This window comes from Anaerostipes sp. MSJ-23 (assembly GCF_018918155.1).
Lineage (GTDB): Bacteria > Bacillota > Clostridia > Lachnospirales > Lachnospiraceae > Anaerostipes.
Genome location: NZ_JAHLPY010000001.1, coordinates 168062 through 185248, shown reverse-complemented (window position 1 = coordinate 185248; position 17187 = coordinate 168062). Strand labels below are relative to the sequence as shown.

The window sequence follows — 17187 nt, the reverse complement described above, 5'->3', positions numbered from 1 at the left end:
GAGTGAGGAATCATATGAGAAATCCGGTTTTATTAAAGGGGAATGATTTTGGCTTAACGATTGTTATGGATCCGGAAATAGACTTTTCGGATTTGAAAGAGATCATAGGAGAAAAGTTTCGTCAGGCAAAAGCCTTCTTTAATACTCAAAAACAGATTGCATTAAAGATTGAAGGAAGAAAACTAACCAGTGAACAGGTGGAAGAATTGCTGAAGATTATTTCAGAAAACAGTTCCTTAACCATTGCCTATGTTATGGAAGGCGAAGATTTGGTCGATACGTCTTTTCGCAGAGCAGTAGAACAACGGCTCCATCCAAAAGAAGATTTTCTAAATGGGCGATATTTGGAAATGAAAGCGGGTTCTGGACATTTTTATAGAGGAACTCTGCGATCAGGACAAAGCCTTGAATCTGATGGCAGTGTTGTTGTTGTTGGAGATGTAAATCCGGGTGCTACAGTGAAGGCCAAAGGCAATATTGTTGTTCTTGGGTGTGCCAAAGGTTTTGTGTTTGCGGGAGCTTGTGGTGATGATCGATCTTTTATTGCAGCATTGGATATGCAGCCGATGCAAATAAGAATTGGTGATCATATTGCAAGATGTTCTGATGATGAAAAAGACAAGAAAAAGAAAAAAAATACGAAAGGGAGAAGTGATATACAGCAGATGGAAGCACAGATCGCTTTTGTAGAAAATGGAAATGTTTATATCGAACCGATTTCAAGAGCACTTTTGAATGAAATTACCATATAGGATAGGAAATGGAGGAAATAAAATGAGTGAAGTAATTGTAATTACATCTGGAAAAGGTGGTGTTGGAAAAACAACGACAACAGCTAATGTAGGAACAGGACTAGCAAAAGAAGGGAAAAAAGTAGTACTGATTGATACAGATATCGGATTACGTAATCTAGATGTAGTTATGGGCCTGGAAAACAGAATTGTATATAATCTTGTTGATGTGGTAGAAGGAAATTGCAGATTAAAACAGGCGTTGATTAAAGATAAAAAATATCCCAATCTATTTCTTCTTCCATCCGCGCAGACAAGAGATAAAACATCTGTTAATCCAGAACAGATGAAAAAATTGGTAGATGATTTGAGACAAGATTTTGATTATGTAATTTTGGATTGTCCGGCAGGAATTGAACAAGGATTTCAGAATGCTATTTCTGGAGCAGATCATGCGTTGATTGTCACAACACCAGAAGTTTCAGCAATTCGTGATGCAGATCGTATTATTGGGTTATTGGAAGCAAGTGAAATACATAAAATTGATCTTGTGATCAACCGGATTCGTATGGACATGGTGAATCGTGGAGATATGCTTTCAAAAGAGGACGTTTTGGATATTCTGGCCATTGATCTGATTGGAGTGGTACCGGATGACGAAAATATTGTCATTTCAACGAACCAGGGAGAACCTTTGGTTGGAAGTGATACACCGGCAGGAAAAGCTTATAGCAACATTTGTCGTCGTATTATGGGAGAAAATGTACCATTTATGGAGATTACAGGACCAACATTTTTCCAAAAGCTTGCCAATGTATTTAAGAAATAGGGAGGCAGAAGTTTATGGGAGTTTTTGACGGCTTTTTTAAAAAGAAAAGTTCTGGAGAGGTAGCTAAGGATCGTTTAAAGCTTTTATTAGTTTCAGATCGATCGAATTGTTCGCCAGAGACAATGGAACTGATTAAAAATGATATTATCAAAGTAATTTCCAAATATATGGAAATTGACTCTGATGGATTAGATATTCAGATTACACAAAATCATGATGAATCGGAAGGTCCAGCATTATATGCCAATATTCCGATTCGTGAACTGAAGAAATAACATGGAGTAAAAAATGTTACGAAATTACCGACTGAAAAATTATAATTTCAAGTTAATATTAAATGTACTGGTGCTTAGTATGATGGGACTTGTATTTATTCACAGTGCAAATCCATCGTTTGTTGTAAAACAGGGAATGGGCTTGGTTATGGGCTTTTGTGTCATGGCCATTGTCTCTGTTATTGATTTTCGTATTTTTACACAAAATGCGGTTCCATTATACATCTTAAATATGATTTTATTGATTGGTGTAAAATTATTTGGAAAAGATGTAAATAATGCAAAAAGATGGTTTTCTCTTGGACCGCTTGGAACATTTCAGCCATCAGAACTTACAAAAATTATTATGATTATTGTAATAGCTGTGTTCCTTGTAAAACATGAAAATGATTTAAATGAGCCAAAAACACTTGGGAAATTGGCTATTTGCTGTGCGCCGCCACTTTATATGATCCTGCAACAGCCTAATCTTTCTACAACACTTGACATTTGCTTTATTGTCATTGCGATGATGTTTGTAGCGGGACTTGATTCCAAATTGATTGTTCGTGTATTAATCATTGGAATTCCGTTGATGGTTATCTTTTTATGGTATGTACAAACCCCAGGACAGATTCTCTTAAAACCACATCAGGTTGCTAGAATTATGACATTTCTGCACCCAGAAAATTATGCAGATTCTACTGCGTTGCAGACAAATAATTCTGTAATGGCAATTGGATCTGGAGGATTGTTTGGAAAAGGATTTGGAAGCAATACTATTTCGAATGTATCAGCCAGTGATGTAAACCTGGTGTCAGAGAGACAGACAGACTTTATTTTCTCGGTTGTTGGGGAAGAATTTGGATTTGTTGGATGTGTTGTTGTAATGGCGGTATTAATGCTTTTAGTAGTTCAGTGTATTCAAGTAGCGAGAAAAGCAGATAGCTTGCTTGGAACTTATGTTGCGACAGGAATTGCTGCTTATATGGGATTCCAGTCTTTTATCAATATTGGTGTTGCGACAGGAACTACACCAAATACAGGACTTCCTCTTCCATTCATTAGTTATGGATTAAGTTCGGTGCTATCGGCATCGATAGGAATAGGATTGTTATTAAATATTAATCTGCAAGGAAAAAGATATTAGGAGGTGTTTCTATGAATATAGGATTAGTTGCCCACGATGGCAAAAAAAATCTGATGCAAAACCTTTGCATTGCGTATCAGGATATTTTGAGAAAACATGATATTTATGCTACCAACACAACTGGCAGAGTGATTGAAGAAGTGACCAATCTGAAAATTCATAAACTTTTGATTGGACATTTTGGTGGGATGCAACAGATGGGATCAAAGATCTCAAACAATGAGATTGATATGCTCATCTTTCTTCAGGATCCGTCAAATCAGAAACGCACTCCTGATTTTTATAACATTTTAAGCCTTTGTGATAAATATAATATTCCATGCGCAACAAACCTGCCGACAGCAGAGGTATTGATTCTTGCACTTGACAGAGGCGATTTAGATTGGAGGAATATGTATAAATAGACTGTCAGATGACGGTCTTTTTTTACAGAAAGAATATAAAATGAAGAAAAAAATCATCTGTATTTGTATGTCAATGATGCTGGCAGTACTTCCAGGATGCCAGCTTTTAAATCTTGATACAACTTATGAAGCACATTATAAAAAAGCGGAATATCAAATAAAAGAAAAGACAATATCTGATCGATGGAAGTCCAAGGCTTCTCAGGTTGGTGTCGTTTCTAAAAAGGAAGCAGATCATATAATATATAATAATGTAAAAGAGGCGCTTCTTGTAAATAATACGACAAATAAAGTATTGGTAAGTCAGCATGTTTTTGATAAAGCTTATCCTGCAAGTACAACAAAAACAATGACAGCACTTCTTACATTGGAACACTTGAAATTAAATGATGTTGTAACAATTAAACATGATATTACTTTTAAAGACTCAGCAGCGGTAGCACTGCATTTGAAAAAAGGAGATAAGATTACAGTAGAATCTCTTTTAAATGGATTAATTATTATGTCTGCCAATGATGCAGCGGTAGCATTAGCAGAGGCCGTTGGTGGTTCTGTGAAAAATTTTGTTTCCATGATGAATGAAAGAGCAAAAGAACTTGGAGCTACACATACGCATTTTGCGAATCCAAATGGACTCCATTTGAACAATCATTACACAACAGCTTATGATCTTTATTTAATTTTTAAAGAGCTTACAAAACATAATGAATATTTCAATATTGCAGGAAAAGCTAATAGTTATATTGAATATAAAGATGCAAAAGGAAAAATGAAGACCTATGATATGGCAGCAACAAATGAATATCTTACAGGAGATTTCAATTTGCCACATCAGGTTTTTATGATTGGTGGAAAAACAGGAACAACAACACAGGCAGGGTCTTGCCTTATTATTCTTACAAAAAATAAAAATGGAGAAGAATTTATCTCTGTTATGTTAAAAGCTCAGGGAAAACCTGCTTTATATAATTCGATGACAGATATGTTGACAAACGAAAACAAAAAATAGTACAACGGGGAGAGAAAGATGGAACGATATCGTACATACAGCAGTCATTTAAAGGAGATTTATGGAGAAAAAGTCTATAAACTTCCGGTAAATCTTCCAGTGACATGTCCAAATCGTATGGATGGTGATGGATGTAGTTTTTGTGGTGGTGCAGGTACTGGATTTGAGGCAATGGATGCGCAGATACCTGTAAGAGAACAACTGGAAAAGACAAAAGAAAAAATTAAAAAGAAGTACCATGCAAAAAAATTTATCGCATATTTTCAGAATTATACGAATACATTTCTTCCACTGGAGCAATTTCATTCGTATCTTTTGGAAGCTGCACAAACGGAAGATATCGTAGGAATTTCCATTTCAACAAGACCAGATTGTATTACAGAGGATTATTTGGAGGCTATAAAAAAGATTGCAGATGCTTATCATCTCAAAATCACTTTAGAATATGGGCTTCAAACAGTGAATTATCATACGTTAAAGAACATTGGGAGAGGGCATACACTAGCAGAGTACATAAATGCAGTTCTTATGACAGCACCATATGGTTTTGAAATCTGCACGCATATTATTTTGAACCTTCCAGGTGATGATCTGGAGGATTGTATAGAAACAGCAAAAATTTTGTCGGCGCTTCCAGTTCAGATTGTGAAGCTACATTCTCTATATATTCCAAAAGGATCCAGGTTGTATGAAGAATATGAACATGGTAAAATAACGCTATGTTCAAAAGAAGAATATATAAAACGTCTGGTAACATTTGTTTGTTATGTAAGAAAAGATATGGTCATTGAAAGATTATTTAGCCGTGTACCAAAAGAAGATGCAAGTTTTTCAAATTGGGGAGTTAGCTGGTGGAAGCTTAGAGATTTGTTTGAAGAAAAAATGGAGGGAAATGGTTATCAGCAGGGATGTAAATGTGATTATCTTAATGGAGCAGCATTACATCGATGGAGGATTAGATAGATGCGGAGAAAAAAGAAGGAAAAAATCCGGTGGAACATCGGAATGATCATCTTTCTGGTGCTCTTGATTTATGTAATCATCAATGTTATTACATTTCTTGGAAAAAAGAAATTAAGTGTTTACAAAGTGACAGAAGATAGGATTAATAATACATTTTCATTTACCGGAATTGCATTGAGAGATGAAAAGTTATTAAAGGCAAAAGAAAGTGGCTATATCACATATTATGTAGAAGAAGGCAAAAGAATAAAGAAATCAGGAACTCTTTTTGTTTTAGATAAAAATGGGAAAGTACAAGAAGCGCTTGTGAAACAAGCTCAAAAGAAGAAAAGCGAGAAAAGAGCGGCGGATGACGCTGGAATTCAACAAAAAATAAAAGACTATCAAGCTGATTACAGTGATACAAAATTTTCTAAAGTATACGATTTGAAATATGACTTGAAAAATGTGGTGTTAAGTTTAAATGAAAATGCCAAAAAAAATGTCATTGATCAGATGCGTAAAAAACTTGGACAGGATTCTTTTTATATTGAAAAAAGTCCGCAAAGCGGTGTAATTACTTTTTATTCCGACAATTTTGATAAAAAAGGAAAGAAAGATATTACTTCTGCCGATTTTGATCAGGAGCAGTATCATATGGTAAAATATAATTCTTCCGATAAAGTAAAGAAAAATGCAGTTGTCTGTCGAATTGCAAAAGGTGAGAAGTGGACAATTGTTATTCCGCTTAAGAAAGAACAGTATGATCTGCTTCGTGGAAATGAAAAGGTTTATATAAAATTTATGTCCGATCAGCAAAAAACACAGGCATCTTTGAATGTAGAGAAAAAAGGAGATGATTATCTTGGTTATCTTTCACTAAATGATTATATGATCCGTTATATCGATGAACGATATTTGGATCTTGATGTTAGCCTGACCTCTTATCGGGGATTAAAAATTCCAAATTCTGCAATTACAAAGAAGAAATTTTACCGTGTTCCGGTTGAGTATCTATGTAAGCAAGAAAATGGAGAAAATGAATTCCGGGTGAGAAAAATCGATAGTGATGGAAATGTAACCATTGAAAAGAAAAATTATAAAATTTGTAAACAAACAAAAGAATATTGTTATCTGGATCCGGAAGAAGTTGGACAAAAAGTTGTTTTGCAATCTATGAAGTCAGGTGCTACCTATTTAATGGAGAAAACGGAATCTCTGGAAGGTGTATTTTATACCAATCATGGATATACACAATTTCGTCTGATTGAACCGATTGCTAAAAAAGATGATTATACAATTATTAGAGATGATACAAAGGATGGAATCAATCTGTATGATTTTATTGTATTGGATAGCAGTGCGATCAAAGAAAATCAGGTTATTTATTAATCTGCAGATAGGAAAGGAAAGTGGGACATATGTTAATCGATCAATATTTGAATGTAAAGAAAAATGTAGAAAATGCATGTAAAAAGGTAGGTCGTGATCCAAGAGAGGTTACGATTATTGCAGTTAGTAAAACAAAGCCTCTAGAAATGATTGAAGAATTGCGAAAAAATAAAGTTATGGATTTTGGAGAAAACAAGGTTCAAGAACTGAAAGATAAATATGAAAGAATTAGTTGGCCAGTACGTTGGCATTTGATCGGACATTTACAGACGAATAAAGTAAAATATATTGTGGATAAGGTAGCTCTGATTCATTCAGTCGATTCTGTTCATTTGGCAAAACAGATTGATAAGGAGGCAGCAAAACGCAATATTAGAGAAGTGCCAATTTTATTACAAGTAAATTTTGCGCATGAAGATAGTAAATTTGGTATGGATCCGAAAGATGTAGAAGAAATGATCTTAGAAGTATCAAAGCTTGAGCATGTAAAAATTAAAGGGCTGATGCAGATTGCACCTTTTGTAGATAATCCAGAAGATAACAGAAAGTATTTTAAAGCGATGAAACAATTATCTGTTGACATTAATAACAAAAACTTTGATAATGTAGATATGAGTATACTCTCAATGGGAATGACGAACGACTATGAAGTAGCAGTAGAAGAAGGTGCTACGATGGTTCGTGTCGGTACGGGAATCTTCGGTGAGAGGAATTATAGTATTTAGTGGAGGAAAAGAAATGAAAGGTACTGTTGACAAATTATTGAACTTCATGAAACTTACAGAAGATGAAGAGTATGATGAAGAGTATAATGAGGATGCAGAAGAAGGAAAAGACGCAAATGGTCTGTTTTCTCGTTTTAAGAAGAAAGAATCTGATGAACAGGATGAAGATGAAGAAGCAGCACCAGTATTAAGTCAGCCTTTTGAATCCAGCCGGGAGGCGAAGAAACGTAAATTTACAAGTACAGGAAGCAGTAAGGTGGTTTCAATGAATGGAAGAGGTGTGGAAGTCTATGTTATCAAACCTCAGGACTTTGCAGAGGCTCAGACTGCTGCAGACCTTCTAAAAGAAGGAAGAACGGTTGTTATAAATTTAGAAGGTGCAGAACTTACCATTGCACAAAGAAGTATTGATTTTATTGGTGGTGCCACTTATGCGATCAATGGATCTTTACAGGCAGTATCAAGTAATATTTTTATTGCGGCACCAGATAGTATTGAGGTAAGTGGAGATTTGAAAAATGAAATTATGAATGGTAATACGATTTCTCCACAGTTAAAGTAATTTAATATGAAAGAGGAGGAATTATTAAAAAAACGACTGCTTGAGCTGTCACAGAAGGCATATACACAAAATATTTATACATATACTCATTTTCTGAATGAATATGAACAAAGTATTTATAAAGAAGTGCAGAAAGATCTGACATTTGTGGACTCACATCTAGAAGGTGGACATGAATATTTTACAAGAGCTATTGTTATTTTTGGTTCTGAAGAGATGTTTGGTTATAAGGGTGAGATTCCACTGGTTTGTGTAAGAATCTCACCTGTTTTTGATAAGTTTGCAGAATTGCTGACCCACAGAGATTATCTGGGAGCTTTGATGCATCTTGGAATAGAGCGCCATCAGATCGGTGATATTCTTGTTGATAAAAAAACAGCATATGTTTTCTGCTTTGAACACATTGCAGAGGTTTTAGAAAAAGAGCTTGTAAAAGTTCGTCATACGCAGGTACAGGTAACAAAAATCTTATCAGAAGAAGTCAAGTTTACACAAAAATTTCAGAAAAAAGAAGGATTTGTGTCTTCTATGCGTCTGGATTCTGTGATTTCTCTGGCTTTTGGATTATCGAGAAAAAACAGTGTTCTTTTATTAAAAGGACAGAAGGTTTTTGTGAATGGGAAACTGCTGATTGGGGGCGATCATAAAGTTGAGACAGGAGATGCAGTATCAGTACGTGGATATGGGAAATTTCTTGTTGGAACCTTGGGGAAACAATCCAAAAAAGGAAGACAGTTCGTTGTATTAGAAATTTTGTGTTAGGAGGGGAAATATGATTACACCTGTAGAAATATTGGGAAAAGAGTTAAGAAAAGGTTTTGGTTATAAGAGTGTTGATGTAGATGAGCTTCTGGAGGATTTGGCAAAAAACTATGAGACATTATATAAGTCCAACGATGAGTTAAGAGAACAAGTTGCATCTATGACGGAGAGTTTAGCACATTATAAAGAAATGGAAGGGTCTTTAAAGAGAGCCTTAGTTCTTGCAGAAAAAACTTCTGAAGAGACTTTAAGAGTGGCAAATAAAGAAGCAAGAAATATGGAAACAAATGCCACAAGAAAAGCAGAAAAATTAGTCAATGATGCAAAAGAAGAAGTAGAAAAAATGTGGGTGAAAGAGCAAAAAGAATTTGCTACAACAAAAGCCAAACATAAAGCAGAAATTGATGGTTATAAGCAATTGATCCGTAAATTGGAATCCGATTATTGCAGTTATAAGACAAGAATGCTTGAATTTATTAACAGTCAATTAGATGTACTTAGAAATCCGGTTTATGAATTGGAATTTCAGATTCCATCCGAAGAAAACCATAAAAAAGCAGTAGAAAAAAAAGGACAGGAAGAACTGTATGGACCAGATAAAAATAAAAAACAGAATGGAAATTAAGACAGACGGAAAAAAGGCATATGATATTTATTTAACGGACTCTTTTGAAAATTTAATCCGTGAGATGGAATTTTTAAATCTTGAAAAACGAAAAGTATGCATTGTCACAGAAAGTCATGTGGCACCAATCTATCTAAGAGAAGTCTATGAGAGAATTTCAGAAAAGGCAGTAAAAACGATTTCTTTTAGTTTTGAAGCTGGTGAAGAACATAAACAGTTAAAAACGATCGAGGGACTTTATGAGCATTTAATTGAAAATCATTTTGATAGAAAGGATCTTTTGATTGCTCTTGGAGGCGGCGTTGTCGGTGATATGACAGGATTTGCTGCAGCAACTTATTTAAGAGGAATTGAGTTTGTACAAGTTCCAACAACACTTTTATCTCAGGTAGACAGTAGTATTGGTGGAAAAACTGGTGTAGATTTTATGCAGTATAAAAATATGGTTGGTGCTTTCCATCAGCCAAAATTAGTTTATATCAATACATCGACTTTGAAGACTCTGACAGAAAGAGATTATTTTTCTGGTATGGGTGAGGTGATTAAACATGGTTTAATCAAAGATAAAGACTATTATGAATGGATCCGAGCTCATGTAGAAAAAATTAAAGATAGAGATCATGAAACTTTAAGAGAAATGATTTACCAAAGTTGTCAGATTAAAGGTGGTGTCGTAGAAAGAGATCCTAAAGAACAAGGTGAGCGTGCACAGCTTAATTTTGGACATACACTGGGCCATGCGATTGAAAAATTAAAAGATTTTCAGTGGCTTCACGGAGAATGTGTTGGTATTGGATGTCAGCTGGCAGCGATGCTTTCTCAGAAAAAGGGAAATCTTTCTGAAAAAGAAGTGGAAGAAATCAAACAAATTTTTGGTGAATTTCATTTATGGAAGCCATTAGATGAAATTGGTCCACAAGACATTATAAAGGCAAGTAAATCCGATAAGAAGATGGAAGGAAATCAAATTAAATTTATTCTTCTTCGTAAAATTGGAGAAGCCTATATTGATCGTAGTGTAACTGATGAGGAAATGCTGGATGTATTAAGAAAATGGGACTAAAATCATGTGGAAAAAACATTGGAAAATTTTTAGTGGTATTATTTTATTTATTATTCTTGATCAATTATCAAAAGTATGGGCACTTTCTCAATTGAAAAATCAGGATCCTATTATAATTGTAAAAAATATTTTTGAATTTTATTATTTAGAAAACAGGGGCGCTGCATTTGGAATCTTACAAAATCGTCAAATTATTTTTTTCATTCTTACGATTTTGGTGTTAGTGGCTGTTACATGGTTCTATTTGCAATTACCGGATACCAGGCGGTATGTACCACTTAGGATCTGTTATATGTTTTTAATGGCGGGAGCTATTGGAAATTTTATCGACCGTATTACACGAGGATATGTTATAGATTTCTGCTATTTTAAAGCAATTAATTTTCCGGTTTTTAATATAGCTGATATTTATGTTACAGTAACTGTCGTTTTACTGCTTATCTTAATTCTTTTCTATTATAAAGAAGATGAGCTTAGCTTTTTGCAGTGGAAAAAGGAGAAGAAGTAAATGAGTGACGAGAAAATCATCGTTTCACGAGAGCAAAGTGGAAAGAGAATGGATGTACTTCTTTCACAGGTATTTTTGGACCATACAAGAAGCTATCTGCAGAAATTATGTAAGCAAGGATTGGCAAAGGTCAATGGAAAACAGGAAAAAAGTAATTATAAATGCAAAGAAGGGGATGAGATTGTGCTGGAGATTCCAGCACCAGAAGTCCTTTCTATTGTACCGGAAAAAATGGATCTAGATATTGTTTATGAAGATTCAGATGTTATTTTGATTAATAAACCGAAGGGGATGGTAGTACATCCGGCGGCTGGACATTTTAGCGGAACACTTGTAAATGGATTGATGTATCATTGTAAAGATGATCTTTCTGGTATTAATGGGGTTTTGCGTCCTGGAATTGTACATCGAATTGATAAAGATACAACAGGCATTTTAATTGTATGCAAAAATGATATGGCGCACCAGAGTATTGCGGCCCAGCTTGCAGAACATTCCATTACAAGACGTTATCATGCGATTGTTTATGATAACTTAAAAGAAGACGAAGGAACCATTAATGCTCCAATTGCAAGGAGCTTAAAGGATCGTAAGAAAATGGCAGTTGTGCCCGGAGGAAAACATGCAGTCACTCATTATAAAGTATTGAAACGTCTTAAAAAAGGCTTTACTTATATCGAGTGTCGTCTGGAGACCGGACGAACTCATCAGATTCGTGTGCATATGGCATCCATTCGTCATCCTCTTTTGGGGGACGGGGTATATGGACCGAAGAAATCAAAGTATCATTTGGAAGGACAGTGCCTTCATGCTAAAGTTCTTGGATTTGTACATCCACGAACGAAAGAATATATGGAATTTGAAGTACCGCTTCCGAAATATTTTGAAGAATTACTAAAGAAACTGGATGATTGACAGACAGGAGGATTGCAGTATGAAGTTAGGTTTTATCGGATGTGGAAATATGGCGCAGGCTATGATCACTGGGATTTTAAATCAGAAAGTATTTGAAAAGGAAGAGATCATTGCTTCCGGTCCAACTCCGGAAAAAATGAATGCAGTTAGAGAAAAATTTGGAATTGTAACAACAGGAAATAACTGTGAAGCAGCAAAAGCGGATATCGTTGTACTTTCTATAAAACCGCAGATGTACGAAGATGTTATTAAAGAAATTCGAAAAGAAGTATCAAAAAAACAGTTGATTGTTTCCATTGCAGCGGGTATTTCTATGTCACAGGTAGAACGTCAATTTGGAAAAGAAATGAAGATTATCCGTGTAATGCCAAATACACCAGCGTTAGTTGGAGAAGCAATGTCTGGTATGTGTTGCAATGAATATGTAAAAGAAGAAGAATTTGATGAAGTATATCATATTTTTGAAAGCTTTGGAAAGGTAGAAAAGATAACAGAAAATCTAATAGATGCTGTTGTTGGAGTCAGTGGAAGTTCTCCAGCCTATGTATACATGTTTATTGAAGCAATGGCAGATGCAGCGGTAATGCAAGGGATTCCAAGAAGCAAGGCGTATACATTTGCAGCGCAGTCTGTGCTTGGAAGTGCTAAAATGGTGCTTGAGACAGGACAGCATCCAGGAGAATTAAAAGATGCTGTGTGTTCTCCTGCAGGAACAACCATTGAGGCAGTTCGAGTTTTAGAAAAGAAGGGTATGAGAAGTGCTGTGATTGAAGCTGTTCATGCGGCAAGTAAAAAAAGCAAAGATATGGGAAAATAACTCTTTACAAAAGTGATAATCATATGATAAAATGAAGAAGTTATTGACCGATACTCAGATTTGGGCACTCCAACCCTTTCCTGGTATTAGGAGACAAAAAGAATTTTAAGGAGGAAATACAATGATTTCATCAGAAAAGAAAGCAGAAATCGTAGCTAAATACGGAAAAGACGCAAAGGATACAGGTTCACCAGAAGTTCAGGTAGCAATCTTAACAGCAAGAATTCAGGAACTTCAGGATCATTTTAACCAGCATCCAAAAGATCATCATTCAAGAAGAGGTCTTCTTAAGATGGTTGGTAAGAGACGTAACTTATTAGCTTACTTAAAGAGCAAAGATGTTGAAAGATATCGTGCACTGATCGAAAAATTAGGATTAAGAAAATAATTCTGATTATATCAGAAAATATACAAGGCAAAACCTGTTGCAAAGCTATAAAGCATTGCGATGGGTTTTTCTTTTTATGAAGATAGAAATTTCATCTGGTTTTTTCAAAAAAATCATGCTATACTGATTAAGTTGCAGAGGCGTTTCCCGAGACTACTGAAAAGCTGATTTTTTGTCTTGAAAGTAGGAAAACTTCTATGAAGTTTAGCAATAGCAATAGGGAGAGAAAACCGGTTTTTCAGTTGTTTCGGCGCCTTAAGACAAAGAAATTTATAAAGGAGACGAAATTTTATGACAAAACAGTTTAGTATGGAACTTGCAGGACGTACACTAATGGTTGAAGTTGGACGTGTTGCAGCACAGGCAAATGGTGCAGCTTTTATGCACTATGGTGATACCGTTGTATTATCTACAGCAACCGCATCAGAAAAGCCAAGGGATGGGATTGATTTCTTCCCATTAAGTGTAGAATATGAAGAAAAATTATATTCTGTAGGTAAGATTCCTGGAGGATATTTAAAAAGAGAGGGAAAACCTTCTGAAAATGCGATTCTTACAGACCGCGTAATTGACCGCCCAATGAGACCGTTATTTCCAAAAGATTATCGTAATGATGTTGCGTTAAATAACCTTGTGATGTCTGTAGATCCAGATTGTAGCCCGGAACTTACAGCAATGCTTGGTTCTGCAATTGCAACTGCAATTTCAGATATTCCATTTGATGGACCAACAGCTTCTACAATGGTAGGTTTAGTAGATGGAGAATTTGTGATCAACCCAACTTCTGCCCAGAAAGAAGTATCAGATCTTGCATTGACGGTAGCTTCTACAAGAGATAAAGTTATCATGATCGAAGCTGGTGCGAATGAAATCCCAGAAGATGTAATGTTAGAGGCAATCTTTAAAGCGCATGAAGTAAATCAGGAAATTATTAAATTTATTGATACCATCGTTGCAGAATGTGGAAAAGAAAAACATGATTATGAACATCATGTTGTAGATCCGGAAATGTATGATGATATGGTCGCATTTATCACTCCAGAAGCAATGGAAGAAGCTGTCTTCACAGATGATAAACAGACAAGAGAAGAAAATATTCGTGCGATCGAAGAAAAACTGGAAGAAAGATATGCAGAAAATGAAGAGTGGTTGGCACAGATTTCAGAAGCAGTTTATGCATTTCAGAAGAAAACCGTTCGTAAGATGATCTTAAAAGATCATAAACGTCCAGACGGTCGTGATATCAAACAGATTCGTCCATTACATGCAGAAATTGATTGTTTGCCAAGAGTTCATGGTTCTGCAATGTTCCAGAGAGGACAGACTCAAGTTATGACGGTAACAACGCTTGGTTCTTTATCAGAGGCACAGCGTCTAGATGGAATTGATGTAAACGAAACAACAAAACGTTATATGCATCATTATAATTTTCCATCTTATTCTGTAGGAGAGACACGTCCAAGCAGAGGACCTGGACGTCGTGAAATCGGACATGGTGCTCTTGCAGAGAGAGCTTTAGTTCCAGTATTGCCAACAGAAGACGAATTCCCGTATGCAATTCGTACAGTATCTGAAATTATGGAATCTAATGGATCAACTTCACAGGGAAGTATTTGTGCATCTTCTCTGTCATTGATGGCATCTGGTGTTCCAATCAAAGCTCCAGTTGCGGGTATTTCCGTAGGACTTGTGACAGGAGAAGGAGATGATGATTACATCATTCTTACAGATATTCAGGGATTAGAAGATTTCTTTGGAGATATGGACTTTAAAGTAGCTGGTACAGATAAAGGTATTACAGCGATCCAGATGGATATTAAAATTCATGGATTAACAAATCAGATTATCCGTGAAGCAATTGCAAGAACAAAAGAAGCAAGAACTTATATTCTTCATGAAGTTATGAATCCAGTGATTGGAGAAGCAAGAGATCATGTAGGAAAATATGCACCAAAAATTTCTCAGTATACAATTGATCCTGAAAAAATTTCAGAAGTTATTGGAAAACAAGGAAAAACAATTAATGCGATCATTGATGAAACAGGTGTTAAAATCGATATTGATGAAAGTGGACGAATTGATATCTTAAGTGAAGATCAGGATATGATTGATAAAGCAATTAGCATTATTAAATCAATTGTAGAACCTCTGAATGTCGGAGATATTTATGAAGGAGAAGTTGTAAGAATTATGCCATTTGGTGCATTTGTGCAGTTATCTCCAAACAAAGATGGAATGATTCATATTTCGAAACTTTCGAAGGAAAGAGTAGAAAAAGTGGAAGATGTCGTAAACATTGGAGACAAGGTTGCAGTGAAAGTACTAGAAATTGATAAGATGGGCAGAATTAACTTAAGACTGGAAGAAAAGATTGACGACTAAGAAATAGAAAGAAAACAGGAGGTTTTCAGGAAACTGGGAACCTCCTTATCTTTCGCAAAAAGGAGAAAAACAGTGGAAAATTTTATACTTGCGTCCGCTTCCCCGAGGAGAAGAGAATTATTTGAATTAGCAGATTTATCTTTCAAGGTAGTTCCAAGTCAGGTAGAAGAAGTTATTACAAAAGAAATACCGGAAGAAATTGTAGAAGAACTTGCAACACAGAAAGCAGAAGATGTATGGGAGCAGACTGGAAGAAAAGAAGTTGTTGTTGGGGCAGATACCATTGTGGCTTATAAAAATGAGATTCTTGGGAAGCCAAAAAATGAGGAAGATGCTTTTCGTATGCTTTCGATGTTAAGTGGACAGACACATCAGGTTTATACAGGAGTTTGTGTGATTCGAAATGGAAAGAAACATACTTTTTTTGAGAAGACCGATGTTTCTTTTTATCAATTAGAAGAGGAAGAAATTCGTCATTATATTGCTACAAAAGAGCCAATGGATAAGGCTGGAAGTTATGGGATCCAAGGAAAGGCATCCGTATTTATCAAAGAGATAAAAGGTGATTATTATAATGTTGTAGGATTTCCGATTGCACGTTTTTTACAGGAAATGAAACAGGAAACGGGAAAGAACTCATTTGTATTTTTTTCAAATATATAGGAAAACCTTTGCGGTACGATAACATTTTTGTTATGATGTAGGGTAAGAATAAGAGAAAGGGATTCAAGTAATGAGTAAAATAGCGATTGTAACGGATAGTAACAGTGGAATTACACAGGTAGAGGGTAAAAAACTTGGTATTTCTGTAATTCCAATGCCGTTTTATATTAATGAAAAATTATATTTTGAAGAGATTACACTTTCGCAGGAAGAATTTTATGAAAGATTGAATGCGGATGAAGATATTAAGACTTCTCAGCCAGCACCAGGAGATGTACTTGATCTTTGGGAAAAACTTTTAAAAGATTATGATGAAATTGTGCATATTCCAATGTCAAGCGGATTAAGCAGTTCTTGTGAAACTGCTAGAATGTTGGCAGAAGATTATGATGGAAAAGTACAAGTGGTAGATAATCAGCGTATTTCTGTTACACAGAGACAATCTGTATTAGATGCTATGAAACTAGTGAAAGAAGGAAAGAGTGCCTTAGAAATTAAGGAGATTCTTGAGAAAGACAAACTAGATACTGGAATCTACATTATGGTAGATACTTTAAAATATTTAAAAAAGGGAGGTCGTGTTACAGCGGCAGGAGCAGCAATCGGAACGGTTCTTGGTATTAAACCGGTTCTTCAAATCCATGGAGAAAAGCTGGATGCGTTTGCAAAAACAAGAGGAGTTAAGCAGGCGAAGAAAAAAATGATTGCAGCGGCAAGAAAAGAACTTGAAGAACGTTTTCCAGATGGAGATTTTGGAAAACATGCTTATCTTCAGGCGGCTTATACAAAAGATAAAGAGGCGGCACAAAAATGGAAAGAAGAGCTGATGGAGGAATTTCCAGGAATGGAATTTCATGAAGATCCCTTATCCTTAAGTGTGGCATGCCATATTGGTGCGGGAGCGCTTGCAGTTGCATGGACACATAAAATTGACGATTGATGTGAAAAATAGGATATGAAAATTTTGAGTAAAATCTCTGTATGATTATCATACAGGGATTTTCTTTATGTTATAATAGCTTTGTTTTCGTGTAAATATTTGATGTAGGCAGGAGGTGGCAGTTTT

20 protein-coding genes are annotated in these 17187 nt (G+C 35.4%); all 20 read left to right on the top strand.

Features of this window, described 5'->3' with window-relative positions; all coding sequences use genetic code 11:
- The first annotated feature begins 14 nt into the window (after nt 1-14).
- Complete coding sequence (gene minC / locus KQI71_RS00970) at nt 15-752, top strand: septum site-determining protein MinC (protein ID WP_216433175.1); 738 nt, start codon at nt 15-17, stop codon at nt 750-752.
- A 22-nt stretch (nt 753-774) separates the two neighbouring features.
- Entirely contained in the window at nt 775-1560 is a 786-nt protein-coding gene (gene minD / locus KQI71_RS00965; RefSeq protein ID WP_216433173.1) for a septum site-determining protein MinD, read from the top strand.
- A 14-nt stretch (nt 1561-1574) separates the two neighbouring features.
- Nucleotides 1575-1835 carry a cell division topological specificity factor MinE gene (minE, locus tag KQI71_RS00960; protein ID WP_216433171.1) on the top strand — a complete coding sequence of 87 codons (261 nt, stop codon included), beginning with the start codon at nt 1575-1577 and terminating at the stop codon, nt 1833-1835.
- Between the two features lie 13 nt (nt 1836-1848).
- On the top strand, nt 1849-2964 hold the full coding sequence (locus KQI71_RS00955; protein WP_216433169.1) for an FtsW/RodA/SpoVE family cell cycle protein: 1116 nt from the start codon (nt 1849-1851) through the stop codon (nt 2962-2964).
- An 11-nt stretch (nt 2965-2975) separates the two neighbouring features.
- Entirely contained in the window at nt 2976-3368 is a 393-nt protein-coding gene (locus KQI71_RS00950) for a methylglyoxal synthase (protein WP_216433168.1), read from the top strand.
- 40 nt (nt 3369-3408) lie between these two features.
- A complete protein-coding gene (locus KQI71_RS00945; protein WP_253287865.1) occupies nt 3409-4377 on the top strand; it encodes a D-alanyl-D-alanine carboxypeptidase family protein in 969 nt (322 codons plus the stop codon).
- Nucleotides 4378-4395: 18 nt separating this feature from the next.
- Nucleotides 4396-5340, top strand: a complete 945-nt coding sequence (locus tag KQI71_RS00940) for a TIGR01212 family radical SAM protein (RefSeq protein WP_216433166.1) — start codon at nt 4396-4398, stop codon at nt 5338-5340.
- Complete coding sequence (locus KQI71_RS00935) at nt 5341-6711, top strand: HlyD family efflux transporter periplasmic adaptor subunit (protein WP_216433164.1); 1371 nt, start codon at nt 5341-5343, stop codon at nt 6709-6711.
- Nucleotides 6712-6740: 29 nt separating this feature from the next.
- Nucleotides 6741-7436, top strand: coding sequence for a YggS family pyridoxal phosphate-dependent enzyme (locus KQI71_RS00930; RefSeq protein ID WP_216433162.1), 696 nt, complete (start codon nt 6741-6743; stop codon nt 7434-7436).
- A gap of 13 nt (nt 7437-7449) precedes the next feature.
- The gene (locus KQI71_RS00925; RefSeq protein WP_216433160.1) at nt 7450-7998 is read left to right on the top strand and encodes a cell division protein SepF; all 549 of its coding nucleotides are present in this window, start codon (nt 7450-7452) and stop codon (nt 7996-7998) included.
- Between the two features lie 6 nt (nt 7999-8004).
- Nucleotides 8005-8760: a YlmH/Sll1252 family protein gene (locus KQI71_RS00920; RefSeq protein WP_216433159.1), complete on the top strand. Its 756-nt coding sequence runs from the start codon at nt 8005-8007 to the stop codon at nt 8758-8760.
- A gap of 10 nt (nt 8761-8770) precedes the next feature.
- A complete protein-coding gene (locus KQI71_RS00915; protein WP_216433157.1) occupies nt 8771-9385 on the top strand; it encodes a DivIVA domain-containing protein in 615 nt (204 codons plus the stop codon).
- Nucleotides 9348-10448 (top strand): 3-dehydroquinate synthase, encoded by a 1101-nt coding sequence (aroB, locus tag KQI71_RS00910; protein ID WP_216433156.1) that lies wholly within the window; start codon nt 9348-9350, stop codon nt 10446-10448. The genes KQI71_RS00915 and aroB overlap by 38 nt, the downstream gene beginning before the upstream one ends.
- A 4-nt stretch (nt 10449-10452) precedes the next feature.
- Complete coding sequence (gene lspA / locus KQI71_RS00905) at nt 10453-10956, top strand: signal peptidase II (protein ID WP_216433154.1); 504 nt, start codon at nt 10453-10455, stop codon at nt 10954-10956.
- The gene (locus KQI71_RS00900; protein ID WP_216433152.1) at nt 10957-11871 is read left to right on the top strand and encodes an RluA family pseudouridine synthase; all 915 of its coding nucleotides are present in this window, start codon (nt 10957-10959) and stop codon (nt 11869-11871) included.
- A 19-nt stretch (nt 11872-11890) separates the two neighbouring features.
- The gene (proC, locus tag KQI71_RS00895) at nt 11891-12688 is read left to right on the top strand and encodes a pyrroline-5-carboxylate reductase (RefSeq protein WP_216433150.1); all 798 of its coding nucleotides are present in this window, start codon (nt 11891-11893) and stop codon (nt 12686-12688) included.
- A gap of 121 nt (nt 12689-12809) precedes the next feature.
- The gene (gene rpsO / locus KQI71_RS00890; protein WP_216433148.1) at nt 12810-13076 is read left to right on the top strand and encodes a 30S ribosomal protein S15; all 267 of its coding nucleotides are present in this window, start codon (nt 12810-12812) and stop codon (nt 13074-13076) included.
- Between the two features lie 291 nt (nt 13077-13367).
- Nucleotides 13368-15458 (top strand): polyribonucleotide nucleotidyltransferase, encoded by a 2091-nt coding sequence (locus tag KQI71_RS00885; protein ID WP_216433146.1) that lies wholly within the window; start codon nt 13368-13370, stop codon nt 15456-15458.
- A gap of 72 nt (nt 15459-15530) precedes the next feature.
- The gene (locus tag KQI71_RS00880; protein ID WP_216433144.1) at nt 15531-16121 is read left to right on the top strand and encodes a Maf family protein; all 591 of its coding nucleotides are present in this window, start codon (nt 15531-15533) and stop codon (nt 16119-16121) included.
- A 70-nt stretch (nt 16122-16191) separates the two neighbouring features.
- Entirely contained in the window at nt 16192-17061 is an 870-nt protein-coding gene (locus KQI71_RS00875; protein WP_216433142.1) for a DegV family protein, read from the top strand.
- The last annotated feature ends 126 nt before the right edge of the window (nt 17062-17187 follow it).

What these genes read in the sequence shown, in the direction of transcription:
- minC (WP_216433175.1), top strand. Translation starts at nt 15, where the DNA reads ATGAGAAATCCGGTTTTATTAAAGGGGAATGATTTTGGCTTAACGATT.
- minD (WP_216433173.1), top strand. Translation starts at nt 775, where the DNA reads ATGAGTGAAGTAATTGTAATTACATCTGGAAAAGGTGGTGTTGGAAAA.
- minE (WP_216433171.1), top strand. Translation starts at nt 1,575, where the DNA reads ATGGGAGTTTTTGACGGCTTTTTTAAAAAGAAAAGTTCTGGAGAGGTA.
- KQI71_RS00955 (WP_216433169.1), top strand. Translation starts at nt 1,849, where the DNA reads ATGTTACGAAATTACCGACTGAAAAATTATAATTTCAAGTTAATATTA.
- KQI71_RS00950 (WP_216433168.1), top strand. Translation starts at nt 2,976, where the DNA reads ATGAATATAGGATTAGTTGCCCACGATGGCAAAAAAAATCTGATGCAA.
- KQI71_RS00945 (WP_253287865.1), top strand. Translation starts at nt 3,409, where the DNA reads ATGAAGAAAAAAATCATCTGTATTTGTATGTCAATGATGCTGGCAGTA.
- KQI71_RS00940 (WP_216433166.1), top strand. Translation starts at nt 4,396, where the DNA reads ATGGAACGATATCGTACATACAGCAGTCATTTAAAGGAGATTTATGGA.
- KQI71_RS00935 (WP_216433164.1), top strand. Translation starts at nt 5,341, where the DNA reads ATGCGGAGAAAAAAGAAGGAAAAAATCCGGTGGAACATCGGAATGATC.
- KQI71_RS00930 (WP_216433162.1), top strand. Translation starts at nt 6,741, where the DNA reads ATGTTAATCGATCAATATTTGAATGTAAAGAAAAATGTAGAAAATGCA.
- KQI71_RS00925 (WP_216433160.1), top strand. Translation starts at nt 7,450, where the DNA reads ATGAAAGGTACTGTTGACAAATTATTGAACTTCATGAAACTTACAGAA.
- KQI71_RS00920 (WP_216433159.1), top strand. Translation starts at nt 8,005, where the DNA reads ATGAAAGAGGAGGAATTATTAAAAAAACGACTGCTTGAGCTGTCACAG.
- KQI71_RS00915 (WP_216433157.1), top strand. Translation starts at nt 8,771, where the DNA reads ATGATTACACCTGTAGAAATATTGGGAAAAGAGTTAAGAAAAGGTTTT.
- aroB (WP_216433156.1), top strand. Translation starts at nt 9,348, where the DNA reads ATGGACCAGATAAAAATAAAAAACAGAATGGAAATTAAGACAGACGGA.
- lspA (WP_216433154.1), top strand. Translation starts at nt 10,453, where the DNA reads ATGTGGAAAAAACATTGGAAAATTTTTAGTGGTATTATTTTATTTATT.
- KQI71_RS00900 (WP_216433152.1), top strand. Translation starts at nt 10,957, where the DNA reads ATGAGTGACGAGAAAATCATCGTTTCACGAGAGCAAAGTGGAAAGAGA.
- proC (WP_216433150.1), top strand. Translation starts at nt 11,891, where the DNA reads ATGAAGTTAGGTTTTATCGGATGTGGAAATATGGCGCAGGCTATGATC.
- rpsO (WP_216433148.1), top strand. Translation starts at nt 12,810, where the DNA reads ATGATTTCATCAGAAAAGAAAGCAGAAATCGTAGCTAAATACGGAAAA.
- KQI71_RS00885 (WP_216433146.1), top strand. Translation starts at nt 13,368, where the DNA reads ATGACAAAACAGTTTAGTATGGAACTTGCAGGACGTACACTAATGGTT.
- KQI71_RS00875 (WP_216433142.1), top strand. Translation starts at nt 16,192, where the DNA reads ATGAGTAAAATAGCGATTGTAACGGATAGTAACAGTGGAATTACACAG.